This is a genomic window from Stenotrophomonas sp. CCNWLW57, assembly GCF_037203925.1.
GTDB lineage: Bacteria > Pseudomonadota > Gammaproteobacteria > Xanthomonadales > Xanthomonadaceae > Stenotrophomonas > Stenotrophomonas rhizophila_A.
This window is the reverse complement of record NZ_JBBCBJ010000001.1, coordinates 590,840-615,771: the sequence shown is the minus strand read 5'-3', so window position 1 is coordinate 615,771 and position 24,932 is coordinate 590,840. Positions and strand designations below refer to the sequence as shown.

Genomic DNA, 24,932 nt, shown 5'->3' with positions numbered 1-24,932 from the left:
AAGAAACCTTCAGACGCATTCCCGAAAGCCGCCAGCGCACCTGGCGGCTTTTTTGTTGCCGCCGCGCTGGGGACCCCCCACCTTCCAGGAGACACCCCCATGCCCCCCCACACCGACGACCTGCGCATCCGCAAGATCGAACCGTTGACCCCGCCGGCGCAGCTGTTGGCGATGCTGCCCTGCGACGATGAAGCCTCCTCCACGGTGAGCGCCTCGCGCGCCGCACTGCACGAGATCCTGCACGGCCGCGATGACCGCCTGGCGGTGGTGATCGGCCCGTGCTCGATCCATGACCCGGTCGCGGCGATCGAGTACGCCCAGCGCCTGAAGCCGCTGCGCGATGCGTACGCGGGCGAACTGGAAATCGTCATGCGCGTCTACTTCGAAAAACCGCGCACCACGGTGGGCTGGAAGGGCCTGATCAACGACCCGGACCTGGATGGCAGCTTCCAGATCAACAAGGGCCTGCGCGTTGCGCGCGGCCTGCTGCGCGACATCAACAAGTTGGGCCTGCCGGCCGGCGTGGAGTTCCTGGATGTGATCTCGCCGCAGTACATCGCCGACCTGGTTGCCTGGGGCGCGATTGGCGCGCGTACCACCGAAAGCCAGGTGCATCGCGAGCTGGCGTCCGGGCTGTCGTGCCCGGTCGGCTTCAAGAACGGTACCGACGGCAACATCAAGATCGCCGCCGACGCAGTGGGGGCCGCATCCAACCCGCATCATTTCCTGTCGGTGACCAAACAGGGCGATACGGCCATTGTCGCCACCGCCGGCAACCCGGATTGCCACGTGATCCTGCGCGGCGGCAAGGTGCCGAACTTCGATGCCGCCAGCGTGGATGCCGCCAGCCAGACCCTGGCCAAGGCGCAGCTGCCGGCGCGGTTGATGATTGACGCCAGCCACGCCAACAGCAGCAAGAATCCGGAGAACCAGCCGAAGGTGATCGCCGACATCAATGCACAGCTGGCGGCAGGCGAAGAGCGCATCGTGGGCGTGATGGTGGAAAGCCACCTGGTGGCTGGCCGCCAGGAACTGGTGGAAGGGCAGCCGCTGGTGTACGGCCAGAGCATCACCGATGGTTGCATCGGCTGGGATAGTTCGCTGCAGGTGCTCGAAGCGCTGGCCGAGGCCGTGCGTGCGCGGCGCGCACGGCGTCTGGCCGAGGCGGCTTGACCCCGCAGGGAGCCGGCCGCCGGCCGGCTCCACGAAAGATCCGCTCTACCGGAAGTCTGGTTTTGTTAAAGAGAATCAATTGGATACTGCGCACCCGGCGCTGCAGACTGCAGGCCTCACTTGAGGGTCCTACAGGGTGTATGTACAATGTATGCACAGTCCAGCAACGTGCGGGTGCTTCCCATGGGAACCGCAAGCAAAGTCATCAATTTCCGGGCCCCTGCCGATAAGCAGGATCTGATCGATCGTGCCGTAGCAATCAGTGGCGTGAATCGCACCGAGTTCATCCTGGATGCCGCGTGCGACAGGGCGCGCGAGGTGCTGGCCGACCAGACGCAGTTCACGTTGAATGCCGAGCAGCTGCAGCGCTTCAATGCGCTGCTGGACGCACCGCTGGAGGACAACCTTGCCCTGCGCCGGTTGTTGAGCACGCCGGCGCCCTGGGAACGCTGAGGCCTTGTGGCTCTCCGCTCCAACACCGCTGCATGCGGATCATCTGTTGGATGACTTCCGCTGCAGCGCTCCAGCCCTGGCGAAATGGCTGCTTGAACGCGCACGCCAGAACCAGGCATCCGGCGCATCCAGATGCTTCGTTGCCTGCGATGAGAAGCGTCGCGTCGTCGGTTACTACGCGCTCTCAGCCGGTTCGATAGCGCATGACGCCGTGCCCGGACGAATCCGCCGCAACATGCCCGATCCCATTCCGGTCATCGTGTTGGGGCGGTTGGCGGTACATGCGGACAGCGCGGGGCAAGGCATTGGCCAGGGCTTGTTGAAGGATGCGGTGCTACGTTCGCTGCAGGCGTGCGGTCAGGTCGGCGCACGGGCGTTGCTCTGCCATGCCATCGATGAGCCCGCCAAGGCGTTCTACCTCAAGCACGGTTTCATCGCTTCACCCATTCACCCTCTGACGCTGATGCTGCCCCTTGCGTGCTAATGCACCTCGTCGCGGTACACGAACTTCGGCATCTCCCACTTGAAGTGGATCGCGAGCAGGCGGAAGGCGAAGCCGCCGCCCAGGCACCACAACGTGGCGGCGTTGAGCGACACACCCAGTTCGAGCAGGCCCAGCCATGCCGCGCCGGTAAGCAGGGTGATCACCGCGTACAGCTCCTTCTGGAAGATCAGCGGCACCTCGTTGCACAGCACGTCGCGCAGCACGCCGCCGAAGGCGCCGGTGAGCATGCCGGCGATGAGCACGATCGGCACCGCGTGGCCGCCGTCGCGCGCCACCGCGCAGCCGATCAGGGTGAAGCAGATCAGGCCCAGGCCATCGAGCACCAGGAAGGTGCGGCGGAAGTGGTGCATCCAGCGCGCCACCCAGGTGGCGATCAGCGCCGCACATATGGTGAAGCCCAGGTACTCGGGGTGCTTGACCCAGCCCAGCGGGTAGTGGCCCAGCACGATGTCGCGCAGTGACCCGCCGCCCAGGGCCGTGACGCAGGCGATGATGACCACGCCGAACAGGTCCATCCGCCGACGACCGGCAGACAGCGCGCCGGTCATGGCTTCGGCGGAAATGGCGATGAGGTAGATGATGGACAGCAGCATGCAACGGCTCCGGAGGGGCAGGCGGGGACGGAAACGCGCACGCGCCAGCGCCGCAGCACTGTCGTGGGGTGGGATTCCGTTGCCGCTCCCGCTGTCCTTTTGCCTGAGAGTTCAGTGGCCAGGCCACGTGCCCCTTCGGCGGGTCATTGAAGACCTCTCTCCAGATCGGCGTGTTGGATGCATGGTTGGTGGCGTATCGAGCCACCGGCCTGAGCGATTATGGGAGCCTGCGCCTTCGGCGGGCGCCAGCGCGGCGCCTCTCTCCTGCATCCGGGTCCGATTCTAGCAGCCAGCACGCCCCCGCCGGTGGATAATCCCGGTATGCCCGCTGAACCCGCCCCCTGGTACGTCTACCTGCTGGAATGCCGCAACGGCAGCTATTACGCCGGCATCAGCAACGACGTGGATGCCCGCTTCCAGGCACACCTGTGCGGCAAAGGCGCGCGCTACACCCGCGCCAATCCACCAGTGAAGCTGCTGGCGGTGCGCGCGTATCCCAACCGCTCGGCAGCTTCCAAGGCCGAATGCGAGCTCAAGCGCCAGCCGCGCGCACGCAAACTGGCCTGGCTGCAGCAACGGAGTGCCGAGACATGACCGGAATCGACCCGGCCAAGGCGCGCGCAATGATCGGCAGGACCGTGCTCGCCGGCATCACCTACCTTGACGCCCAAGGCAACGCCCTGGAGCACCGCCAGATGGCCGGGCACGTGCTGCGCATCAATGACGACGAGGGCGTGGTACTGGCCAGCGCAGTGGACGGCGAGGAGCTGTTCCTGCCGCCCACGCTGGACCACTACACGCCGGCCGCTCCAGGCGAATACACCCTGCGCTCGATGGCGCTGACCATCAGCGATCCGGATTTCCTGTGCACCTGGGACGTTCACCTCGCGCCCGGCAACGATCCCTGATCGGATGGCTTCGGCCGCCGGTCCTCGCGGTCATCACCGAAGATGATCCGCGCGCTGCGCTGGTAGCTCCAATACGCCACGGCCCAGTTGAGCAGCACCACGATCCGGTTGCGGAACCCGATCAGGAAGAACACGTGCGCGGCCAGCCAGAACCACCAGGCCAGCACGCCCGACAATTGCAGCCGGCCCAGATGCACGATGGCAGCCATGCGCCCGATCGTGGCCAGGTTGCCGAAGTCCTGGTACTTGAACGGCCCGGGTGACGGCTTGCCGTCCAGCCGCGCACGAATTGTCGCGGCCACATGCTTGCCCATCTGCTTGGCGGCCGGGGCAACGCCCGGCACCGGCCGTCCATCGGCCTGCTGCAGCGCGGCCAGGTCACCGGCGACGAAGATCTCCGGGTGTCCGGCCAGGGTGAGGTCGGGCTGCACCGGCACCCGTCCGGCGCGGTCCAACGGCACCTCCAGCGTCCGCGCCAGCGGCGAAGCGGCCACGCCCGCGGCCCACACCACCGTGCGCGCGGCAACGAACTGCTCGCCGAGCTGGAAGCCCTCGCCGTCGATGTGGCTCACCGCCGTACCGGTCAGCACTTCCACGCCGAGCTTCTCCAGCTGGCGCCGCGCTTTCAGCGAAAGCACCTCGGGGAAGCTGGACAGCACCCGCGGCCCGGCTTCGACCAGCCGCACCTTGGCGCTGGCCGGATCGATATGGCGGAACTCGTTGCGTAGCGTGTGCCGCGCGATCTCGGCCAAGGTGCCGGCCAGTTCCACCCCGGTGGGGCCGCCGCCAACCACCGCGAAGCTCAGCCACGCCGCTTTGCGTGCCGGATCCGGCTCGGCCTCGGCGCGTTCGAAGGCCAGCAGCAGTTTGCGGCGCAGTGCGATCGCATCGTCCAGGGTCTTCAGGCCAGGCGCGTCGGCGGCCCACTCGTCGTGCCCGAAATAGGCGTGGGTGGCGCCGGTGCACAGCATCAGGGTGTCGTAGCCGAGCTGGCTGCCGTCGGCCAGGGTGATCTGGCGGCTGGCCTTGTCGATCGAGGTCACCTCGCTCAGCCGCACTTCAACATTGCGCTGGTCGCCCAGGATGTGGCGCAGCGGCGCGGCGATGTCGGGTGCGGACAGGCCGGCGGTGGCGACCTGGTACAGCAGCGGCTGGAACAGATGGTGGTTGCGACGGTCCACCAGGGTGATGCGGATGCGCGCGCTGGCCAGCGCGCGGGTGGCCCAGAGGCCGGCGAAGCCGCCACCGATGATGACCAGGTGGGGCAGGGAATCGCGGGTCATGCAATGACTCCTTGGCGGGGGTCGAAGCGAAGCACTGCATGTTCGCACGTGACGCGCGATATTCACGTGGATGGCAGATACTGGGTTCAGCAGCCGTCGCGCCTGCCGGCGGCCGATTCGACCCTTGCCTGGAACGTCCACCTGCTTGCGCGCAATTCCGAAAGAAGACGCGGCAACACCGGCGCGTTGATCGGCGTATCGTATCGGCGCCTATCGACAACCGGGAACACCAACATGCTGAAGATCTGGGGCCGCCGCAATTCCAGCAACGTGCGCAAAGTGCTGTGGTGCGCGGAGGAAATCGGCCTGCCGTACGAATCCATCGAAGTGGGCGGCCCCTTCGGTGGCACCCAGTCGCCGGAATACGTGGGCATGAACCCCAACGGCCTTGTGCCGGTGATCGAAGACCACGGCCTGCCGCTGTGGGAATCCAACACCATCGTGCGTTATCTGAGCGCGCGCTACGCGCTGGGCACGCTGTACCCCGAAGATGCAATGGCGCGCGCGCAGGCCGAGAAGTGGATGGATTGGAGTACCTCGCGCATGGCGCCGCTGTACACCGACCTGATCTGGGGGATCATGCGCACCGCCCCGGCCGACCGCGACGAGGCCCGCATCAATGCCGCGATCACCCGTGCCGGCGAGTTGCTGGGCATGGCCGATGCCACCCTGGCGCAGCAACCGTGGTTGTCCGGCGAGCAGTTCGCGATGGGCGACGTTCCGTTGGGCGCGCTGGTCTATGCGTGGTTCGAGCTGCCGATCCAGCGGCCGTCGTTGCCGCACCTGGAAGCGTGGTACCAGCGCCTCCAGCAGCGCCCGGCGTACGTCAAAGCGGTCATGACGCCGTTGACTTGAGGTAACGGACGGCAGGTGCGGACCGTTGGTCCGCACGCTTTCAATACAGGTCGGTGGGATCGACGTCCAATGACCAGCGCACCTTGCGCGCCTGCGGCAAGCCGTACACCTGCGGCATGATCTGATCCAGCAGCGCATGCAGCGGCCGCCGCGCCGGGGCCGACAGCAGCAGCTGCGTGCGCTGGTAACCGGCGCGGCGCGGCATCGGCGCCGGCATCGGGCCGAAGCGTTCCACGGGGCACTCATGCGCGATCAGCTCGCGCACTGCCATCAGCATGGCGTTGGCGTGCTCCACCTGCTGCGCCTCGGCGCGCATCAGCGCCAGGTGCGCGAACGGCGGGAAGCCGGCCGCTTCACGCTGCTGCAGCTCGGCGTCGGCGAAGGCGTGGTAGCCGCCGTTGACCAGCGTTTCCAGCAACGGGTGCCCGGGGTGATGGGTCTGCAGCCAGACCTCGCCGGCGTCGCTGGCGCGTCCCGCGCGCCCGGCCACCTGGATCAGCTGCTGGGCCAGTTTCTCGCTGGCGCGGAAATCGGCGGAGAACAGTCCCTCGTCGATGCCCACCACCACCACCAGGGTCAGCTTGGGCAGGTCGTGGCCCTTGGCCAGGATCTGCGTGCCGACCAGGATGCCGGCGCGGTCGCCCAGCGTGGCAAGTTGGGTCTCCAGCGCGTCGCGCCGGTTGGTGGTGCCGCGGTCGATGCGGATCACCGGGAAATCGGCGAAGGCTTCCACCAGGCGTTCTTCCAGCCGCTCTGTGCCGATGCCCTGTGGCTGCAGCGCCAGGCTGGCGCAGTCGGGGCAGGCCAGTGGCGCCGGCTGGCGCGCGCCGCAGTGGTGGCATTGCAGCCGGCGGCCGCCGGCGTGCACGGTCATCGGCGCATCGCAGCGTTTGCAGGGCGCGGTCCAGCCGCAGTCGTGGCACAGCAGCACCGGTGCGTAACCGCGGCGGTTCTTGAACACCAGCACCTGGTGGCCGGCCGCCAGGTGCTGGCCGATGCCTTCCATCACCTCGGCCGAAAGGCCGTCCTTCAACGGGCGCTTGCGCACGTCCAGCACCCGCACCCGCGGCGGGCGCGCCTCGCCTGCGCGCTGTTTCAGGCGCAGATGGGTGTAGCGGCCGGCATGGGCGTTGTGCAGTGATTCCAGCGACGGCGTGGCGCTGCCCAGTACCACCGGCACATCCAGCGCCTTGGCCCGCACCAGCGCGAAATCGCGCGCGTGGTATCGAATGCCGTCCTGTTGCTTGTAGCTGCCGTCGTGCTCTTCATCGACCACGATCAGCCCGGCGTTGGGCAACGGGGTGAACACCGCCGAGCGCGTGCCCACGATCACCTGTGCCTCGCCGCGCGCGGCGGCCGCCCAGACCCGTGCGCGCTCGTTGTCGTTCAGGCCCGAATGCAGCACGTGCACCGCAATGCCCAGGCGGCTGCGGAAGCGCGCGAGCGTCTGCGGGGTCAGCCCGATCTCGGGCACCAGCACCAGCGCCTGCCGGCCGCGGGCCAGGCAGTCCACGATGGCCTGCAGGTACACCTCGGTCTTGCCGCTGCCGGTCACCCCGTCGAGCAGGAACGCGCCGAACCGCGCGTGGGCGGTGATCGCGGCGATGGCGTTGGCCTGCTCCGCATTCGGGGTCGGCCCCGGCCGCAGGGCCGGCATCGCCGGGGCGTGCTCCAGCGCGATGCGCTCGACCAGGCCGCGCTTGGCCAGCGAGCGCGCCGCGCTGCGCCAGTCGTCCATCGCCTCGTCGAGCAGGTCCTCGTCCACGCTGCCGCCGGCCAGCTGTTCGGCCAGGCGGTGCGGACGGGTGCCGGCCCGCAGCTTGGCGCGGTGTTCGAGTCCTTCGGCAGTGAGCTGCCAGCCCCAGCGATGGGTGTCGGGCACCGGCTCACCACGGCGCAATGGCGCGGGCAGGGCGGTGCTGACCACCTCGCCCAGCGGCGCATGGGTATAGCGTGCCAGCCACTGCAGCGAGGTCCACAGCTCGCCGCCCAGCAGCGGCGCCGGGTCCAGCCATTCCACAGCAGCGCGCAGCGCGTTGCCGTCGGTCACCGTACCGATCCCGGCCACCACGCCCACCAGCTCGCGCGAGCCGAACGGCACCCGCAGCCGGCGACCGACCATGCCAGGCCCGGGCGGCGCTCCCGGCGGCGGCGCGTAGTCGAACCACTGCGGCAGCGGCAGGGGCAGGGCAACCTGGAGGGAGGGGGCATCCGGCAGCGGCGCCGGGGCACTTTCCAGGGTCAGCAGGGGGGCTGGATCGGGGGGCAGCATCGCGCCAGTGTAGCGGCCCGAACCGGCCCTGTTCAGCACACGAAACCGATCGCCGGCCGGCGCCGTGAAACCTAAATAGGAGCTAAATATCCGTGGCCATTGGAGATTCGGTCTTATCCACATCTTCTGTGGATAAGTCTGTGTGCGAGTGTCGAACTCCGAGCTGTTTGTCAGGGAGTTCCGCAGTGAAGCTTGGGTTGGTCAAAAAATAGCCACACAACTAAATGTATGTAAATCAATAAGATGGCTGTGAAACACAGCTGACACATGGGTGACGCCGGCTTCACCTGCCGGTTTTCTGCCGATTTTGTTGGTGCTGTGCACAACCTGCGCCGCTGTCAAGCCATCTACACCACCGCGGTAGTCGCACGTGACCCGTATCGGCATCCCCCTGCGCGGGCGCACTCGCTATCATTTCGGCACTTGATGGAGTTGCTATGACGGCTGTGAACGCCCCTGTTTCCTCTACTGCAGCGGGTGCCCTGTCCGCATTCCTGCGAGGCGTCGAACGCCGTGCCCTGGTGGTTGCCGAGCTGCAGTGCGGCGACCCGACCGTCGCCGAACAGGCACTGGTGGCGGTGATGCGCGCCTTCGCCGGCATCGCCAGCGATGTGCCGATGGCACAGTGGCCGGACCGGTTCTGGATCCTGCTGGCCCACCGCACCCCGATCCGCATGCCGGCCCCTGGCGGCCAGTGGGCCCCTGGCCTGGCGCACCTGCCCAGCCTGGCGCCGCCGGCACGTCTGGCGCTGCTGCTGCGGGTAGGGGGCGGGCTGGACGAGGCGGCCGCCGCGCAGATCCTGGACATGCCGGTCGCCGACTACCAGCAGGCGCTGGCGCAGGCCTGCCCACGCGATGCGCAGGGCCACCCCGATGCGGCGGGCTGGCGTGCGTTGGCCGAACAGGTGCAGCAGCGCCTGCGTGACCTGCCGGCCAGCAGGCTGCAGCAACTCCACCAGCCCGCGCCGGCCCCCGCGCCGGGCAAGGGTCCGGCCTCCTGGCGCGCGCCGGCCCCGGCCGATGCGGCGCCCCGGCGCACGCCGGTGCGCCGTCACAATCGCCGGCCGCTGTGGCGTGGCCTGCTGATCCTGCTGGTCACCATCGCCGTGTTGCTGGGCGGTGCGGCGTGGTGGAAGCACCGCAGCCCGGCGCTCGCCCCCGAGGCCAGCGTGCCCGACGGCGCGGTGTCCACCGCCGACCCGGTGCGGGTCGAACCGTTGGCGGCTGAAGACCTGCCGGTGACGGCGCCGGCCGATCCGGCCCACGCCGCCAGTGACGCGGCCATGCTGGCCGACCCGGACCTGATGCTCGCCCGCGATGCGGACCTGTACGCGTGGGCTGCCGCCGGTGGGCCGGTGCCGGTGGACGAGTCGCAACCGCAGCCCAGCCGCCCCGAACCTGCCACCGCCGGCCTGGAGACGGCAGCCGCTGATGAATAAGTCGATCCTGCTGCTCGCCATCGGCTTGGCGACCGGTGCGCATGCCGCGCCACAGCCGCTGCCCCTGCCATCCGCCACGCCTGTGCCGGTTACCACACCCGCCATTCCCGCCACCCCCGCCGCGCTGGACCCGGCCCAGCTGCGTGAACTGCGCAGCCGCTATGCGCAATGGCAGGCATTGCCTGCAGCCGAACGTGCCCGTATCCGCGAGGCCGCCGGCCGTATTGCCGCGATGCCCGCTGCACAGCAGCAGGCGCTGCGGGCCCGCTTCGACGAACAGGACCAGCGGTTCCGCGACGGCTGGCTGCTGGGCCCGCAGCTGGGCCAGCATTTCCCCAAGCTGCAAGGTCTGTTCGGCTACCTGCCCGCTGACCAGCGCGAACCCGCCCTGGCCGCGCTGCGCCAGCTCAACGAGGGCCAGCTGGCCCAACTCACGCTGATCGCCCAGCGCACGCCGCCGCAGGAGCGCGACCAGGTGCGCGACCAGTTCCTGGGGCTGGCCCCGGCCGCGCGCGATGCCTGGTTGAAGGAAAACCTGGTGCGTTGAGCGTAAGATGACCGGCCGCAACCCGGTGCCTGTGCCCTCCGCGCGCTGCCGTAGTTGCCGTCTGTGATCCCATGTCTACCGTTACCGCAACGCCGCGCCTCTCCCGGGAAGTGCGCGCCACCGGCCTGCTTGCGCTGCCGCTGGTCCTTGGCCACATCTCCACTGGCCTGATTTCCTTCGTCGACAATGTCATTGCGGGCCACCACGGCACCCAGACCCTGGCGGCGGTCACCATCGGGACGGCGCTGCTGTGGCTGCCGATGCTGATCCCGATCGGCACGTTGATCTCACTCACCGCCTCGGTGTCGCAGCTGCATGGCGCCGGCCGCGAGCGGGAGATCGGCCCGCTGTTCCGCCAGGCGCTGTGGCTGGCGTTGGGCCTGGGGCTGATCATGTTCACCTTCCTCACGGTGGTGCCGCCGTTGCTGCCCGCGTTCGGCATCGCCCCGGACATCGTGCCGGGCGCGACCGCGTTCCTGCATGCGGTGCGATGGGGTGGCCCGGCGCTGACCCTGTACTTCTGCATGCGTTACCTCAGCGAAGGCATGCACTGGACGCTCCCGACCATGCTGCTCGGCTTCGGCGGCCTGCTGGTGCTGGCGCCGCTGGGTTACGTGCTGTGTTACGGCAAGTTGGGCTTCCCGGAAATGGGCGCCGAAGGCCTGGGCGTCGCCTCGGCCACCATGATGTGGATCCAGGCGCTGTGCTTTGCCGGCTACCTGTGGAAGACCAAGCGCTTTGCCCACCTGGAACTGTTTTCGCACCTGGAGCTGCCGCGCTGGGCGGCGATCTGGGACCTGCTGCGTACCGGCCTGCCGATCGGCATCACGGTGCTGATGGAGGGCGGGCTGTTCATCGTTACCGCCCTGCTGATCGGTCGCCTGGGCGCCACCGAGGCGGCCTCGCACCAGATCGCCATCAACGTGGCCCAGCTGTGCTTCATGATCCCGATGGGCGTGGCCGAAGCCACCACCGTGCGCGTGGGCCATGCGGTCGGCAGCGGCAACGGGCTGGGCGTGCGGCGCGCTGCCATCGCCGGCCTGCTGATCATCCTCGGCACGCAGACGCTGTCGGCGCTGGTGCTGCTGTTCGGGCACGACGCCATCGTCGGGGTGTATACCGCCGACATGGGCGTGGCCGCGCTGGCCTCCACCCTGCTGCTGTATGCGGCCGCGTTCCAGTTCCCGGATGGCATCCAGGTGCTGTCAGCCGGCGCGCTGCGCGGCCTGAAGGACACCCGCGTGCCGATGTTCATCGCCATGTTCTCCTACTGGGGGCTGGGCATGCCGCTCGGCGCCGGGCTCGGCCTGGGCCTGGGCATGGGTCCGCAGGGCATGTGGCTGGGCCTGATCCTGGGCCTGACCGCGGCGGCGATCCTGATGGGCTGGCGGCTGCGCGTGAGCAGCCGTCGTGTCGGCAATGAACTGAACCTGCCGGCCTGATGGCCCCCTTACTTGTGTCCGATGCCGGGCTGTCCGGCACGGGCTATGCTGGTACCACGGCAAGAAGCCAACTGGAGTTTTCCCCATGAACCAACCCGTGCGTCGCAATCCCGTCGCCAGCTTCTTCATCGGGCTGTGGGATGTGATGAACTTTACCCGCAGGCTGATCCTCAACCTGCTGTTCTTCGGCCTGTTGCTGCTGATCCTGGTCCTGTTCGTCTTCGCGATGGGCAAGGGCGCCAGCAGTGGCCGCACCCTGCAGGACCGCACCACGCTGGTGATCGCGCCGGAAGGCCGCCTGGTCGAACAGTTCAGTGCGGATCCGGTCAGCCGTGCGCTCGCAAAGGCCATTGGCGACAACAGCGCCGAGGAAGTGCAGCTGCGCGACCTGGTGCGCGCGCTGGATGCGGCGCGCGAGGACAAGAAGATCGAACGCGTGGTCCTGCAGCTGGACAAGCTGCAGCCGAGCGGTTTTGCCTCGATGCGTGAAGTAGCCGCGTCGCTGCAGGAACTGCGCGCGTCGGGCAAGGACATCGTGGCCTACAGCGACAACATGAGCCAGTGGCAGTACCTGCTGGCCGCGCAGGCCAAGGAGATCTACCTCGACCCGATGGGTGGGGTGGTGCTGGAAGGCCTCGGTCGTTACCGCCAGTACTTCCGCACCGGCCTGCAGGACAAGCTGGGCGTGGACGTGCACCTGTTCAAGGTGGGCGAATACAAGTCCGCCGCCGAACCGTACGTGCTGGACGCGGCGTCGCCGCAGGCCAAGGAAGCCGACCTGTTCTGGATGAACGACGTGTGGCAGCGCTACCTGGCCGACATCGCCACGGCGCGCAAGCTGGACGCCGCGCAGCTGGCCGCCGGCATCGACACCATGCCCGAAGGCATCGCTGCTGCCGGTGGCGACCTGGCCAAGTTCGCCCTGCAGCAGAAGCTGGTGGATGGCCTGAAGACCCGCGAGGAAGTCGAAGACCTGCTGGCCGATCGTGGCGTGGCCGATGAAGACGCCGACGGTGGCTTCCGCAGCATCAACCTTGACGAATACCTGACCCAGATCGACACCCGTCGTTCGCCGGTGGATTCGCGACCGCAGGTGGCGGTGGTGGTGGCGTCCGGCGAGATCGCCGGTGGCGACCTGCCGGCCGGCCGCGTGGGCGGTGAGTCGACCTCGGCGCTGTTGCGCGAAGCGCGCGACGACGACAACGTGAAGGCCGTGGTGCTTCGCGTGGATTCGCCCGGCGGTGAAGTGTTCGCCTCGGAGCAGATCCGCCGTGAGGTGGTGGCGCTGAAGGCGGCCGGCAAGCCGGTGGTGGTATCGATGGGCGACCTGGCGGCATCGGGCGGCTACTGGATCAGCATGAATGCCGACCGCATTTACGCCGATCCGTCGACGATCACCGGTTCGATCGGCATCTTCGGCATGATCCCCAACCTGTCGCGTTCGCTGGACAAGATCGGCGTGCACACCGACGGCGTGGGCACCACCCGCTTCGCCGGTGCGTTCGACATCACCCGGCCGATGGATCCGGCCGTGGGCCAAGTGATCCAGTCGGTGATCAACAAGGGCTACGCCGATTTCACCGGCAAGGTGGCCGATGCACGCAGCAAGCCGGTGGAAGCGGTGGACGAAGTCGCCCGCGGTCGCGTGTGGAGCGGTGCGCAGGCCAAGGAACGCGGCCTGGTGGATGCCTTCGGCGGCCTCAAGGCGGCCATCGCCGACGCCTCCAACCGCGCCAAGCTGGGCGGCCCGGACAAGGTGCGCGTGCGCTACATCGAAAAGCCTGCCACTCCGTTCGCGCAGTTCCTCAGCGGCTTCGCCGGCAGCCATGCCGGTGCCTGGATGCTGGGCGAATCGGGCGTGGCGCGGATGATGCTGGCCCGGTCGATGCCGGAAGTGGACACCCAGCTGCGCTTCGTCGAAGACGCCGCCCGCGACCCGCGCGGCAGCGCCCCGGTCAAGGCGCTGGCGTACTGCTTCTGCGGTTTCTGACGGCGGATCACGACCAACGGTCGTGATCTACCCGATGCGATTGTCGCGGTAGGTCACCACCGTTGGTGGTGACGCGCTTCAACCAAAAAACCCGGGCAAGGCCGGGTTTTTTCATTCCTTACCGGCCCGCTTCGACCTCGTCGGCGGCGCTGGTGTCCGGTGCTTTTTCCAGCGTTTCGCGCGTGGCCTTGGCCTTGTCCAGCGGTTGCTGCATGGCGTCGCGCAATGCGGTGGCCTGGGGCTCCGGACGCTTGTCAGGGTCCGGTGGCACCGGGCGGCTGCAGCCGCTCAAGGCGAGCAGGGCAGCCAGCGGAAGGGCGATACGGATCAACATGGCAACCTCGCAGGCGAACCCAGGGAAGCGCAGTTTCGCACCGCTTTGCCGGCCCGTGTGTGATGGGGTGCGCCGCACCGGCATGCGGGCTATCCTGCAGTGCCCCAAGGCAGGAGAAGCAGGTGAGTGCGCATCGTTGGCGACTGGACGGACAGACCGCATTGATCACCGGTGCCAGTGCCGGTATCGGACTGGCGATCGCGCGCGAGCTGCTGGGATTCGGCGCCGACCTGCTGATCGTGGGGCGCGACGCGGACGCATTGGAAATGGCCCGCGATGAGCTGGCCGATGCCTATCCGGATCGTGAGATCCACGGCCTGTCCGCCGACGTTTCCGACGACGAGGATCGTCGCGAGATCCTGGACTGGGTGGAAGACCACAGCGATGGGCTGCACCTGCTGATCAACAATGCCGGCGGCAACATCACCAAGCCGGCCACCGAATACACCGAAGACGAGTGGCGCGGCATCTTCGAGACGAACCTGTTTTCGGCGTTCGAACTGTCGCGTTATGCGCACCCGTTGCTGGCCCGCCACGCCGCCTCGGCCATCGTCAACGTCGGCAGTGTCTCCGGGCTCACCCATGTGCGCAGTGGCGCGGTGTACGGGATGACCAAGGCGGCGATGCACCAGATGACGCGCAACCTGGCGGTGGAGTGGGCCGAAGACGGCATCCGGGTCAACGCGGTGGCGCCCTGGTACATCCGCACCCGCCGCACCTCCGGCTCGCTGGCGGACCCGGATTACTACGAACAGGTGATCGACCGCACACCGATGCGGCGCATCGGCGAGCCTGAGGAAGTAGCTGCCGCCGTCGGGTTCCTGTGCCTGCCTGCGGCCAGCTATGTCACCGGCGAATGCATTGCCGTGGACGGCGGATTCCTGCGCTACGGGTTCTGAGGCGTACCGACCAACGGTCGGTACCTACCGGGGTACCGCGCAGTTGCTTTCTGACAGCACGCCCTGCAGGCGCTCGCGCTCGGCGGCAGCGGCGGCTGCCGTGCCGGGCGAGGCGAAGCGTTCCCGCCCGCGCGCATCGCGGAAGCGCTGCTGCCACGCATTGCAGCGCTGGTCTTCAGCCAGCGGCTCGCAGGTATCGCGGACCACTTCGCAGCTGGCGGCGTTGACCGGCGTGTTGCCGCCCAGCGCAGTGACCGACAGCAGCACGCAGGTCGGCGGTGCCGGTTCACGCTCATGCAGGTAGCGTCCGCCGTCCTGGCCCTGGCACTGGTAGATCTCCGGCAGCGGCGGTTTTGCCGGGCCGTCGCCGGGCAACTCGTCGCCGGGCTTGGGCAGGTTGGCACTGTCCAGGATCGCGGTGCCGCGTGGCACTTCGTACGCCTCTGAAATCATGCGCTCCATCGGCTGCGCCTTGCCGGGTACCTGCGGCGGCATCGGTGCGGGTGACAACGGCTGGACCGTTGGCGCGGCAGGCGGCGGGGGCGTCGCCTGGGCCGACACGGACACCTCCGCGCGCGATGGCGCGGCATTCATGCGCTGGATGACCTGGTGGCTGCCGGCCGGGCAGGGCTTGCCCTGCACGGTCACGTTGTCGTCTGCATCGGTGCAGCGGAACACGATCGGCTCATCGGCCATCGCCGACGACGCCACGCACAGCAGCAACAGGAGGCAATACGGTTTCATCGGCGCAGGATACAACGCGCCGGTTGCGGCGCCCTACCGGCAATCCCGGTCAAGGCGCGCATCCACGCCACGCTGCTCGCGGCTGATCGCATCGCGCTCGCCCTGCAGCGCGCTGTTGTAGCGCCGCACCAGCTCCCAGCGGCGGTCGCGCAGGATCGAACACACTTCGCTGGCGGGCAACGGGTGGCACTGGTCGCGCACCAGCACGTTGCCGGCCGGAACCACCACGTCCTGGTAGGTGCCCGGGTACGCCGACCCTTCGCTGTGCCACTGGGTACTGCCGCTGCCGACGGAGAGGCTGCCGCCAACCCGTGAGCCGCCGCCGGAAACGGTCAGCGAGCCGCCACTGGAGCTGACCGAGCCGCTGCCCATCGGGGCGATCGGGGGCAATGGGCGTGGTCCCGGCCCCGGTCCCGGGCCAGGGCCAGGGCCGGGATGGATGCCACCGGGCCGGCGTCCTGGGATCCAGGCGCTGGTCCACACCGGCACCCAGCGCGGATTGCCCTCGCTGGTTTCGCTGGTATACCGGCTGCCGTCGTCGCGGATGCATTCGTACATCGGCTGCGGCGGCTGTACCTGCACATAGCGCACCTCGCGCTCGGGTGCTGCCGGTGCCGGCGTGGCGGGGTCACGGTCGCTGCGCACCACGCGCGGCGCCGGATCGCGCGGGCGCTGCATCTCGCGCACTTCCTGGCGGCCGTCGCGGCAAGGGGCGTCCTGCAGCGATACCGCCCCGTTGCTGCCTACGCAGCGGTAGACACGCACGCTGCTGTCCTGCGCCGCCAGCGGGGCGCTGCACAGCAGCAACAGGTACAGCGGGAGGGCAGGGTGTGGGCGCATGGCCGCAGTGTGCGGCCTTGCCTGTGCAGGCGCAAAGAACGCCATGCGGCTCAGGTGCGCAGGACGTGGCCGGTGAGGGCGTCGCGGATCGGGGTGGGCTGGTCCAGGCCACCGGTGGCGCCGTCAACCAGGCCGTCCAGGTCGCGCAGCAGGTTCGGGTCCAGTCCCGCACGGCTGCGCGCCGGCGGCTGGCCGGCCAGGTTGGCGCTGGTGGACACCAGCGGCCCGCCCCAGGCGCGGCACAGCGCCGCCACCAGCGGGTGGGCGCTGACCCGCACGGCAATGCCGGTGTGTTCCCCTGTGATCCATCGTGGCGCGCGAGGCCCGGCGGGCAGGATCCAGGTATTGGCGCCGGGCCAGCTGGCCAGTACCTCGGCCCTGCGCTCGGCAGGCAGCGCGTCGATCCGCACCCAGTCTTCCAGCTGGGCCAGGTCGGCAGCGACCAGGATCATGCCCTTCTCGACCGGCCGCTGCTTGAGTTGCAGCAGCTTCAGCACGGCCGCTGCGTTGGCCGGGTCGCAGCCCAGTCCCCACACCGCTTCGGTGGGGTAGGCGATCACGCCGCCGGCGCGCAGCGCGGGAGAGGCAGAGTCGACGGTGAGTTCATTCATGGTGACGACCGTTCCAGTGCGCCGTGTTGTCGCCCGACCCACGGTCGGGCGCTACCGGGGTCAGGCCTTCTTTACTGCTTTCTTTGCTGCGGCCTTCTTCGTGGCGGCCTTCTTGGTCGCCGCCTTCTTCGCAGGTGCCTTCTTGGCAGGGGCCTTCTTGACGGCGGCCTTCTTCGCGGCCGGCTCCTTCTTCACTGCCGCCTTCTTCGCCGGGGCCTTCTTCGCCACGACCTTCTTGGCGGCCTTTTTTCCGAAGCCCTTGCGCACCGGCTTGCCGGTTTCTTCCATCAGCTGCTGCACTTCGGCCAGGGTCAGCGAGGCCGGCTCGCGATCCTTCGGGATCTTGCCGTTCATCTTGCCGTCGCTCAGGTACGGGCCGAAACGGCCGTTCAACACCTGGATCTCGCTGCCGTCGAATTCCTTGATGATGCGGTTGCGGGCGATCTCTTCCTTCTCTTCGATCAGGAACACCGCGCGGGCCAGATCGATGGTGTAGGGGTCATCTTCCTTCTTCAGCGAAGCGTAGGTGCTGCCACGCTTGGCGAACGGACCGAAGCGGCCGATGCCCACGCTGACGTCCTCGCCCTTGTCCTCACCCAGCGCGCGCGGCATCAGGAACAGCTCCAGCGCGTCTTCCAGATTGATGGTGTGCATCGACTGGCCCGGGCGCAGCGAGGCGAACTTGGGCTTGTCCTCGGCGTCCTCGGCGGTGCTGCCGATGGCCGCGTACGGCCCGAAGCGGCCCAGCCGCACGCTGACCGGCTTGCCGCTCTTGGGGTCGGTGCCGAGCTCGCGCGCGCCACTGGCCTCGGCGCGGTCGACCGATTCTTTCTTCTCTTCCACCAGCTGGTTGAAGGGTTCCCAGAAGCGGGCCATCAACGGAATCCAGTCTTCTTCGCCGCGCGACACCGCATCGAGCTCGTCTTCGAGTTTGGCGGTGAAGTCGTAGTCCACGTACTGGGTGAAGTGGCTGGAGAGGAACTTGGAGACCGCACGGCCCACGTCGGACGGGCGGAAGCTGCGGCCTTCCATTTCCACGTACTTGCGGAAAAGGAGGGTCTGGATGATCGACGAATAGGTCGACGGACGGCCGATGCCATACTCTTCCAGCGCCTTGACCAGCGCCGCTTCGGTGAAGCGTGGCGGCGGCTGGGTGAAGTGCTGTTCGGCCAGGATGCGCTCCAGCGGCACGCGGTCGCCGGGCTTCATCGCCGGCAGCTTGCGGCCTTCGTCGTCGTCCTCGGCGCTCTTGTTGTCCTTGCCTTCCTCGTACACGGCCAGGAAGCCGGGCACCACCACGGTGGTGCCGCTGGCGCGGAACACGTGTTCGCTGCCGGCCGACAGGTCCACGCTGACGGTGTTGAGCGTGGCCGGAATCATCTGGCTGGCCACCGCACGCTTCCAGATCAGCTCGTACAGCTTGCGCTCGTCGTCGGTGAGGTAGCGCGCCACCGACGCCGGGGTGCGCAGCGCGGCCGTCGGGCGTACCGCTTCATGCGCTTCCTGGGCGTTCTTGGACTTGGTCTGGTAGGTGTTGGGCTTGTCCGGCAGGGCGGCAATGCCGTAATCGCGGGCGATCACGTCGCGGATTTCGGCCAGCGCATCCTGGGACAGGTTGACCGAGTCGGTACGCATGTACGAAATCAGGCCTACGGTGCCTTCGTCGCCGATCGCCACGCCTTCGTACAGCTTCTGCGCCACCTGCATGGTCTTGCGGGTGGTGAAGCCCAGCTTGCGCGAGGCTTCCTGCTGCAGCGTGGAGGTGGTGAACGGGGCGGCCGGGCGGCGCTTGCGCTCCTTGCTGGCCACGTCGGTGACGTGCAGGTTGCCCTGGGCGGCTTGCTGGATGCGCAGGCGCGCGGCCTCGGCGGTGTCGCCGTCGGTCACGGTGAACTGCTCGAACTTCTGGCCGTCCAGCTTGATCAGGCGGGCATTGAATGGCTGCGAGGGGTGCGCGCAGGCGGCATCGATGCTCCAGTACTCGCGGGCGATGAAGGCTTCGATTTCCTCCTCGCGCTCGACGATCATGCGCAGCGCCGGGCTCTGCACGCGGCCGGCGGACAGGCCGCGCTGGACCTTGCGCCACAGCACCGGGGACAGGTTGAAGCCGACCAGGTAATCCAGCGCGCGGCGCGCCTGCTGGGCATCGACCAGGTCGCTGGCGATGGCGCGCGGCTGGCTCATGGCCTCCTTGATCGCGCGCGGGGTGATCTCGGTGAAGACCACCCGCTGCATCGGCTTGTCCTTGACCAGCCCGCGTTCCTTCAGGATCTCGGCGATGTGCCAGCTGATCGCTTCACCCTCGCGGTCCGGGTCGGTGGCCAGGAAGATGTCGTCGGCGCCCTTGGCGGCCTTGGCGATCGCATCGACGTGCTTCTCGTTCTTCTCGATCAGGTCGTAGCGCATCGCGAAGTTGTTGTCGGGGTCGACCGCACCTTCCTTGGGGACCAGGTCGCGCACATGCCCATACGAGGCCAGGACGGTGAAGTCCTTGCCGAGGTATTTGTTGATCGTCTTGGCCTTGGCGGGCGATTCGACGATGAGCAGGTGCTTGGGCATGTCGTTGATTTCTGTGGGCAGCAGCCCGGGGGAGGGCGCTAGGGTGGAGCAAATGGCCGCATTAGTGAAGGGCAGCCGTCGAATTCCATATGCTGAACGCCCGGGTATGCGCCGGGCGTTCAGGTTTTGCGCCTGCTAGAGGAATCACGCCGGAGCCGCCTGTGTCAAGCGGCCGGGTGTGAGGGCCGGTCAGGACATGGACGCGGCAATGGCCCCGAAACCGAGGATCAACAGGCCGATCATGGCCACCGTCAGGATGCCGCTGATGACCAGGATCACGATGGTGACCGTGCCCAGGCCGCGTTCCTGGAACTCGGCGTTCTCGGTGAAGGCCCACTTGTCCACCACCAGCGTGTCGCACAGCATGTCGTGCAGTGCCTGCTTGCGCTCGGTGAAGGCGGCCATGATGAAGCCGATGAAAAGGGTCAGGCTGCTCAGGATGAAACCGAAGTAGCGGCCCACGCCGCGCAGGAAGGTGATCCGCTCGCCGTCGCTGCGCACCACCTTGATGCCCACGGCCATCTTGCCCAGGGTGGCGCCGCCGCGCGAGGCGTGGAAGCCGGCGTAGTAGCCGATGCCGATGGCGAAACCGCTCAGCATGGCCACCAGGCTCATGGCCAGGGCCAGGCTTTCATTGCCGCTGGACGCGCCGATCAGGTTGAACACCACGCTGACCGGGACGTTGATGATGCCCACCACGATCGAGTCCAGGAAGTACGCCGCGTAACGCTTCCAGAAGCCGGCGTAGACCACCTCGCCACCGCCCACCACGGCCGCGCCGTAGCCGCCGGTGGCGGCAGGTGCGGTATACGGCGAATAGGTGCCGCCGCCGGTGCCGGGCAGTGGTGCGGTGCCGTTGTCGATGGCGGTGTAATCCCCGCGCAGGTCGAAGCCGCTGCCCAGGTTGCTCGTGGCGCTGGTCAGGTTCTGCAGCTGCAGCTCCTCGACCGCTTCGGACACCGGCTTCCACTGCGGGTAGCCTTCGCGCCATACCAGCGTCGTGAGGCTGATTTCACCGCGCTGGAAGCGCTGGCGCAGGTCTTCGACCAGCAACGGACCCTGGCGGTCCTGGCCGTCTGCGTAATACCACTCAGTCATTGCGTGCTTCCCCTCTCATCCATAATTGAAGTGCTGCTCAACCGCGGCATTGCGCGGGCAGATACTTGGTGTCGAGATCGCTGCTGCAGGTCCACGCCTGGCTCTGCATGTCGTATTCGAACCACAACATTTTGCCATCGAGTGCGCGCTTGCCCGGCACGGCAAATTCCATTTCGATGCCGCACTTGTCTTCGCCGATGCGGCCGATGCGCACTGCACCCACGTAGTCGCCGGCGTACGAGGTCGGGCTCTGGAAGCCATCATCGCCGTTGACCGGGCAGCGGTCGGTGTTCATGGCGAACTCGGTCACCTGGTTCTTCAGCTGCGACACGATGCCCACCGCATTGGCCACGCGGGCACGGTGCTGGTAATCGCTGTAGGCAGGAAGCGCGATCGCGGCAAGGATGGCGATCACCACCAGGAACACCAGGCCTACCACCAGCCCGATGATCAGGCAGCCGGAGGTCTTCTTCGGCGGCGGCGCGGCGCGCGGGTAACCCGGCGCCGAGGCATAGGCGGGCGCGGCCGGCCCGGGTCCGGTGGCGCGCGGCGCAGGCGTGTCGAACCCGGGAATCCTCGGCGGGCTGGGCACGACCGGCTCCAACTGCGGGCCGTCCAGCGGGAGCGGCGGCTCCACCGCCGGCGGCGGTGCGATCACCAGGCCGATCTCGTCGGCGACAGTGCGCAGGGGCTGCCATTGGGCAAGCCCGTCGCGCCATACCAGGGTATCCAGCGCAATGCGGCTGGACTGGTACAGCGCGATCAACTCTTCAGATGTCAGCGGACCCCGCTGCTGACGATTCCCTTCTGCATAGAACCACTGGCTCACTTTCCATTCCCCTGAATGCGCGAAGCACCCAGTGTACGGTCAGTGAAGGGGTTCCGGTTCGTCGACGAACATCTGGGTTTCCATCCAGGCATACGCTGCCTCGGCGCCGGGCTGGTTGAACAGCACCATCAGCACCACCCACTTGAGGTCGTCCAGGTCCAGTTCGTCCTGGTCCAGGGCCATGGCGCGGTCCAGCACCAGCTCGCGCTGGTTGGCATCCAGGATGCCGTGCTGTTCCAGGAACATCAGGAAGCCACGGCCTTCCACGTCGAGCTTGTCCAGCTCCGGGCCATGGAAAATGCGCACGGGACCGTCGACGCGGGCCAGGGTCACGGCCGGGCGCTGCTCGGCCAGGGCGTCCAGCCAATCGAAGGCTTTGTTGATTTCGGTGGGGCTGAAGCCGGCCTGTATCAGGCCGTTCTGGAGGGAGTCGCGGTCGCGGATGAGGTCCGCGTCCTCGCTGAAATAGTGTTCGAACAGGTACAGCAGGACATCCAGAATGCTCTCTTTCATTGCCCCTCGGCCTGCGTCAACGACGCTGTGGAGGTGAAGAAACTAGGGTTTTCGACAGTAGCGGCCATGGTTGGCGACCACCTTTCCATCCAGTTCCATGATCAGCAGCATGGCCGACAGCTGGTCCGCCGTCAATCCGCTGCGCTGGATCAATGAATCCATACCCGTTGGGTTTTCATCCAGCGCGTTCCACAAGCGCTGGTAGTCGGGGAGGGGGAAGGGGGAAGCGCTGGCATGCGCCGACCGTGCCTGTTCAGTGGGGGCGTCCAGGCGCCAACGCAAGGCTTGCCCCAGGCTGGCGGCCGCCCCGGTCAGCCCGGCGACGACCTCGGCCGGGGTTTCCACCAGCTGGGCGCCATCACGGATCAGCCGATGGCAGCCGCGCGCGCGCGGGTTGCGCACCGAGCCGGGCAGCGCGAATACCTCACGGCCGATCTCCGCGGCCAGGCGCGCGGTGATCAGGGCCCCGGAGCGGGCGGCCGCCTCGATCACCAGGGTGCCCAGGGTCAGCCCGGCCACGATCCGGTTGCGGGCCGGGAACTGCCCCGGGCGCGCCACGGTGCCGGGCGGATACTCGCTGACCACGGCGCCGCGCTCGGCGATGCGTGCCTGCAGCGCTTCGTGCCGGGGCGGGTAGGTCAGGTCCAGGCCGGTGGCCACCACGGCCACGGTGCGCCCGCCGGGTACGTCCAGGGCGGCCTGGTGGGCCCGCGCATCGACCCCGGCGGCCAGCCCGCTGACCACGCCCAGGCCACTGCGGGCCAGGGCGCCGGCGAACTCGGCGGCCAGCTCGGCACCCGTGGGCGATGGGGTGCGGCTGCCGACCACGGCCACCGCGGGGTGCCAGAGTGTGGCCGGGTCGCCGTGCACGAACAGCGCCAGCGGCGCCGGATCCAGCGGGCGCAGCAGGGTGGGATAGTCGTCGGTTTCGATCGACAGCAGGTGCCGGCCGGGTTGCGACAGCCAATGCAGGCCGCGAGCGAGCGCGTCGCGGTCGGGCAGCGCCAGCAGTGCCCGCTGGTGCGGGCTGCAACCGGCGGCGCGCCATGCGGCAGGGCCGGCACGCAGGGCCTGGGCGGGATCAGCGAAACGGGCCAGCAGGGCGCGGCGGGGTGCCGGGGCGCCACCGGCGAGGACCAGGCGCAGCAGCGCCTCGATAGAGCAGGGCAGGTCATCGGGCATCGGCTCAGGCTAGCCCGCATACGACGACGGCGCCCTGGGGCGCCGTCGTGTTGTTGCGTCAGGTTTTCCCGCGGTTATTGCGCGTCGGGGTGCTTGGCCGAATAGCCGACCAGGACCGGCTTCACGCCCTGCATCACCAGCGCATAGCTGACCTTGTCGAAGGTGCGGAACACCATCGCGTGGGCGGCGTACTCATCCGGCAGGGACACCCGGCCGGCACCATCGGTGAGCGAGTCGTCCATGCGCGAGGAGCCCGGGTACTTCATGCGATGCGCCACATGCCGCCCCTGGCGCCACAGCGAGACCACGGTCCCGTTGTCGATGCCGTTGGCGCTGCCGGCCGAAATCGCGATGACATCGCGCGGACCGCCGACCAGGTACATGTCCGTCACCGCCAGCACGCGGATGTCCAGGCCTTCGGTCTGGGCGGCAGGGGCGTGCGGGAAGAACTGCAGGTCATACGGGGTGGCTTCCACCGGCACCAGGCGGTCGCCGGCGCGCACTTCACGCCCGTCGGTCCGGCCCTGCAGCGCGATGGAGGTCACGTCCGACTTGTCGTCCGGCACCTTCACGACCGTGCCCACGTTCAGCTGGGACAGCTCGTAGCCCAGCATCTCGTTGCGCTTGCTCGGCGCGGCCACGAAGTTCTTCCACAGGTTGCCGCTGCCCGGAGTGACATCCCCGTTGGCGGTCAGGTCCTCGGTCGGCTTGGGCATCGAGTAGCGCACGGTCGGTCGGACCACGGCCCAGCGCTGGCCCACCTGTGCCCCTTCCAGCCCCCGCACGTAGGCGGTCTGGCCGGTGGTGGCGCGCAGGCGGTTGTCTTCCAGGGCCACCACGTAAGGCAACGAGTCGATCTCGTCCACCACGCTGAGCTGCTTCAGGAAGGGTTCGACCTGGCTGAGCGGGATCGCATTGATCGGCGCTTCCTGGCGCGGGCCGGGCTGGGCCACGACGCGGTCCAGGTAGGCCAGGCTCAGCACGTCACCTGGATAGATGAGGTGCGGGTTCTTGACCTGCGGGTTGGCCTGCCAGATTTCCGGCCACAACCACGGCTTTTTAAGGAAGCGCGCGGAAATGTCCCACAAGGTATCGCCCTTCTGGACGACGTAGGTTTCCGGGTGCCCGCCATTCACTTCAACGGCGGTAGCATAGGTAGCGACGGTCAGCATCGCGACGGCGACGACCGTACGAGTTCTTTCAAACATAGGTGTGGTGCCTGATTCCCCAACAGGTTCGAGCACTATAGTCCAGAAACCGGGGCGCAAGGCAAGCGTTGGCGATAGAATTGCGACGTACGCCGCTTTAAGGGCGCCCCCAAACGGTATTTGCCATGGCCATCCTGCCCATTCTCGAGTTCCCGGACCCGCGCCTGCGCACCAAGGCGGCGCTGATCGACGCCGCCGAAGTGACCACCCCGGCCTTCCAGGAACTGATCGACAACATGTTCCAGACCATGTACGACGCCCCGGGCATTGGCCTGGCGGCCTCGCAGGTCGACGTCCACAAGCGCTTCATGGTCATCGACGTCAGCGAAGAGAAGGACACCCCGCGGGTGTTCATCAACCCGGAGATCGTGGCCAGCGAAGGCGGCCAGGTCTACCAGGAAGGCTGTCTGTCGGTGCCCGGCATCTTTGCCGACGTGACCCGCGCCGACACCATCACCGTGCGCTTCCTGGACCGCCAGGGCGTGGCCCAGGAGCTGACCACCGACGGCCTGCTGGCGGTGTGCGTGCAGCATGAGATGGACCACCTGGACGGCAAGCTGTTCATTGATTACCTGTCTCCGCTCAAGCGCGAGATGGTCCGCAAGAAGCTGGCCAAGTCGCGCAAGCACGTTGCCTGACCTGGCCACGCCGCCTG

General features: G+C 67.9%; 25 protein-coding genes and 2 riboswitches. Of the genes, 12 read left to right on the top strand and 13 right to left on the bottom strand.

What is annotated here, in order from left to right:
- Nucleotides 1-99 precede the first annotated feature (99 nt).
- The 3 genes from V9K91_RS02755 (at nucleotide 100) to V9K91_RS02745 (ending at nucleotide 2,110) form a co-directional block, all read left to right on the top strand.
- Nucleotides 100-1,173, top strand: coding sequence for a 3-deoxy-7-phosphoheptulonate synthase (locus V9K91_RS02755; RefSeq protein ID WP_068854192.1), 1,074 nt, complete (start codon nucleotides 100-102; stop codon nucleotides 1,171-1,173).
- Nucleotides 1,174-1,320: 147 nt separating this feature from the next.
- Complete coding sequence (locus tag V9K91_RS02750; protein ID WP_068854191.1) at nucleotides 1,321-1,626, top strand: DUF1778 domain-containing protein; 306 nt, start codon at nucleotides 1,321-1,323, stop codon at nucleotides 1,624-1,626.
- A 46-nt stretch (nucleotides 1,627-1,672) separates the two neighbouring features.
- A complete protein-coding gene (locus tag V9K91_RS02745; RefSeq protein ID WP_337308171.1) occupies nucleotides 1,673-2,110 on the top strand; it encodes a GNAT family N-acetyltransferase in 438 nt (145 codons plus the stop codon).
- Here the strand turns inward: V9K91_RS02745 and V9K91_RS02740 are convergent.
- Nucleotides 2,107-2,724: a trimeric intracellular cation channel family protein gene (locus V9K91_RS02740; RefSeq protein WP_068854189.1), complete on the bottom strand. Its 618-nt coding sequence runs from the start codon at nucleotides 2,722-2,724 to the stop codon at nucleotides 2,107-2,109. The genes V9K91_RS02745 and V9K91_RS02740 overlap by 4 nt on opposite strands.
- A gap of 83 nt (nucleotides 2,725-2,807) precedes the next feature.
- A riboswitch (glycine riboswitch) is annotated at nucleotides 2,808-2,898 on the bottom strand.
- Between the two features lie 20 nt (nucleotides 2,899-2,918).
- Nucleotides 2,919-3,001: riboswitch (glycine riboswitch) on the bottom strand.
- Between the two features lie 44 nt (nucleotides 3,002-3,045).
- Between V9K91_RS02740 and V9K91_RS02735 the strand changes: the two genes are divergently transcribed.
- Both V9K91_RS02735 and V9K91_RS02730 read left to right on the top strand, forming a co-directional pair.
- Nucleotides 3,046-3,318, top strand: coding sequence for a GIY-YIG nuclease family protein (locus V9K91_RS02735; protein ID WP_093534768.1), 273 nt, complete (start codon nucleotides 3,046-3,048; stop codon nucleotides 3,316-3,318).
- Nucleotides 3,315-3,632 (top strand): hypothetical protein, encoded by a 318-nt coding sequence (locus tag V9K91_RS02730; RefSeq protein ID WP_336442645.1) that lies wholly within the window; start codon nucleotides 3,315-3,317, stop codon nucleotides 3,630-3,632. Before V9K91_RS02735 ends, V9K91_RS02730 begins: the two co-directional genes overlap by 4 nt.
- Here V9K91_RS02730 and V9K91_RS02725 read toward each other — a convergent pair.
- Entirely contained in the window at nucleotides 3,605-4,915 is a 1,311-nt protein-coding gene (locus tag V9K91_RS02725; RefSeq protein WP_336442644.1) for an NAD(P)/FAD-dependent oxidoreductase, read from the bottom strand. The genes V9K91_RS02730 and V9K91_RS02725 overlap by 28 nt on opposite strands.
- 234 nt (nucleotides 4,916-5,149) lie before the next feature.
- Here V9K91_RS02725 and V9K91_RS02720 point away from each other — a divergent pair, with 234 nt between their 5' ends.
- Nucleotides 5,150-5,770, top strand: a complete 621-nt coding sequence (locus V9K91_RS02720; RefSeq protein ID WP_336442643.1) for a glutathione S-transferase — start codon at nucleotides 5,150-5,152, stop codon at nucleotides 5,768-5,770.
- Between the two features lie 40 nt (nucleotides 5,771-5,810).
- On the opposite strand, the gene V9K91_RS02715 is transcribed toward V9K91_RS02720, so the two are convergent.
- Complete coding sequence (locus tag V9K91_RS02715; RefSeq protein WP_336442642.1) at nucleotides 5,811-8,042, bottom strand: primosomal protein N'; 2,232 nt, start codon at nucleotides 8,040-8,042, stop codon at nucleotides 5,811-5,813.
- Nucleotides 8,043-8,479: 437 nt separating this feature from the next.
- On the opposite strand from V9K91_RS02715, the gene V9K91_RS02710 reads away from it, so the two are divergent.
- From V9K91_RS02710 to sppA, 4 genes are all read left to right on the top strand, one after another.
- Nucleotides 8,480-9,481 carry a hypothetical protein gene (locus tag V9K91_RS02710; protein ID WP_336442641.1) on the top strand — a complete coding sequence of 334 codons (1,002 nt, stop codon included), beginning with the start codon at nucleotides 8,480-8,482 and terminating at the stop codon, nucleotides 9,479-9,481.
- A complete protein-coding gene (locus V9K91_RS02705) occupies nucleotides 9,474-10,028 on the top strand; it encodes a DUF3106 domain-containing protein (protein ID WP_336442640.1) in 555 nt (184 codons plus the stop codon). Before V9K91_RS02710 ends, V9K91_RS02705 begins: the two co-directional genes overlap by 8 nt.
- 71 nt (nucleotides 10,029-10,099) lie before the next feature.
- On the top strand, nucleotides 10,100-11,470 hold the full coding sequence (locus tag V9K91_RS02700; protein ID WP_336442639.1) for an MATE family efflux transporter: 1,371 nt from the start codon (nucleotides 10,100-10,102) through the stop codon (nucleotides 11,468-11,470).
- A gap of 85 nt (nucleotides 11,471-11,555) precedes the next feature.
- A complete protein-coding gene (sppA, locus tag V9K91_RS02695) occupies nucleotides 11,556-13,460 on the top strand; it encodes a signal peptide peptidase SppA (protein ID WP_068854181.1) in 1,905 nt (634 codons plus the stop codon).
- A 118-nt stretch (nucleotides 13,461-13,578) separates the two neighbouring features.
- On the opposite strand, the gene V9K91_RS02690 is transcribed toward sppA, so the two are convergent.
- Nucleotides 13,579-13,794: a hypothetical protein gene (locus tag V9K91_RS02690; RefSeq protein WP_336442638.1), complete on the bottom strand. Its 216-nt coding sequence runs from the start codon at nucleotides 13,792-13,794 to the stop codon at nucleotides 13,579-13,581.
- 122 nt (nucleotides 13,795-13,916) lie between these two features.
- On the opposite strand from V9K91_RS02690, the gene V9K91_RS02685 reads away from it, so the two are divergent.
- Nucleotides 13,917-14,693 carry an SDR family oxidoreductase gene (locus V9K91_RS02685; RefSeq protein WP_336442637.1) on the top strand — a complete coding sequence of 259 codons (777 nt, stop codon included), beginning with the start codon at nucleotides 13,917-13,919 and terminating at the stop codon, nucleotides 14,691-14,693.
- Nucleotides 14,694-14,717: 24 nt separating this feature from the next.
- On the opposite strand, the gene V9K91_RS02680 is transcribed toward V9K91_RS02685, so the two are convergent.
- From V9K91_RS02680 to V9K91_RS02640, 9 genes are all read right to left on the bottom strand, one after another.
- Nucleotides 14,718-15,437, bottom strand: a complete 720-nt coding sequence (locus V9K91_RS02680) for a DUF4124 domain-containing protein (protein ID WP_336442636.1) — start codon at nucleotides 15,435-15,437, stop codon at nucleotides 14,718-14,720.
- 33 nt (nucleotides 15,438-15,470) lie between these two features.
- Nucleotides 15,471-16,277, bottom strand: a complete 807-nt coding sequence (locus V9K91_RS02675) for a DUF4124 domain-containing protein (protein ID WP_210131151.1) — start codon at nucleotides 16,275-16,277, stop codon at nucleotides 15,471-15,473.
- 50 nt (nucleotides 16,278-16,327) lie between these two features.
- The gene (locus V9K91_RS02670; RefSeq protein ID WP_336442635.1) at nucleotides 16,328-16,888 is read right to left on the bottom strand and encodes a Sua5/YciO/YrdC/YwlC family protein; all 561 of its coding nucleotides are present in this window, start codon (nucleotides 16,886-16,888) and stop codon (nucleotides 16,328-16,330) included.
- Between the two features lie 60 nt (nucleotides 16,889-16,948).
- Nucleotides 16,949-19,447 (bottom strand): DNA topoisomerase I, encoded by a 2,499-nt coding sequence (locus V9K91_RS02665; protein WP_336442634.1) that lies wholly within the window; start codon nucleotides 19,445-19,447, stop codon nucleotides 16,949-16,951.
- A gap of 189 nt (nucleotides 19,448-19,636) precedes the next feature.
- Nucleotides 19,637-20,545, bottom strand: coding sequence for an RDD family protein (locus V9K91_RS02660; RefSeq protein WP_093534746.1), 909 nt, complete (start codon nucleotides 20,543-20,545; stop codon nucleotides 19,637-19,639).
- 37 nt (nucleotides 20,546-20,582) lie between these two features.
- The gene (locus tag V9K91_RS02655) at nucleotides 20,583-21,374 is read right to left on the bottom strand and encodes a pilin (protein WP_336442633.1); all 792 of its coding nucleotides are present in this window, start codon (nucleotides 21,372-21,374) and stop codon (nucleotides 20,583-20,585) included.
- A 39-nt stretch (nucleotides 21,375-21,413) separates the two neighbouring features.
- Complete coding sequence (locus V9K91_RS02650; protein ID WP_068854172.1) at nucleotides 21,414-21,887, bottom strand: DUF494 family protein; 474 nt, start codon at nucleotides 21,885-21,887, stop codon at nucleotides 21,414-21,416.
- A gap of 42 nt (nucleotides 21,888-21,929) precedes the next feature.
- On the bottom strand, nucleotides 21,930-23,069 hold the full coding sequence (gene dprA / locus V9K91_RS02645; RefSeq protein WP_095363044.1) for a DNA-processing protein DprA: 1,140 nt from the start codon (nucleotides 23,067-23,069) through the stop codon (nucleotides 21,930-21,932).
- A 74-nt stretch (nucleotides 23,070-23,143) separates the two neighbouring features.
- Complete coding sequence (locus V9K91_RS02640; protein WP_320457888.1) at nucleotides 23,144-24,277, bottom strand: LysM peptidoglycan-binding domain-containing protein; 1,134 nt, start codon at nucleotides 24,275-24,277, stop codon at nucleotides 23,144-23,146.
- A gap of 125 nt (nucleotides 24,278-24,402) precedes the next feature.
- Here V9K91_RS02640 and def point away from each other — a divergent pair, with 125 nt between their 5' ends.
- Nucleotides 24,403-24,915, top strand: a complete 513-nt coding sequence (gene def, locus V9K91_RS02635) for a peptide deformylase (RefSeq protein WP_068854169.1) — start codon at nucleotides 24,403-24,405, stop codon at nucleotides 24,913-24,915.
- The last annotated feature ends 17 nt before the right edge of the window (nucleotides 24,916-24,932 follow it).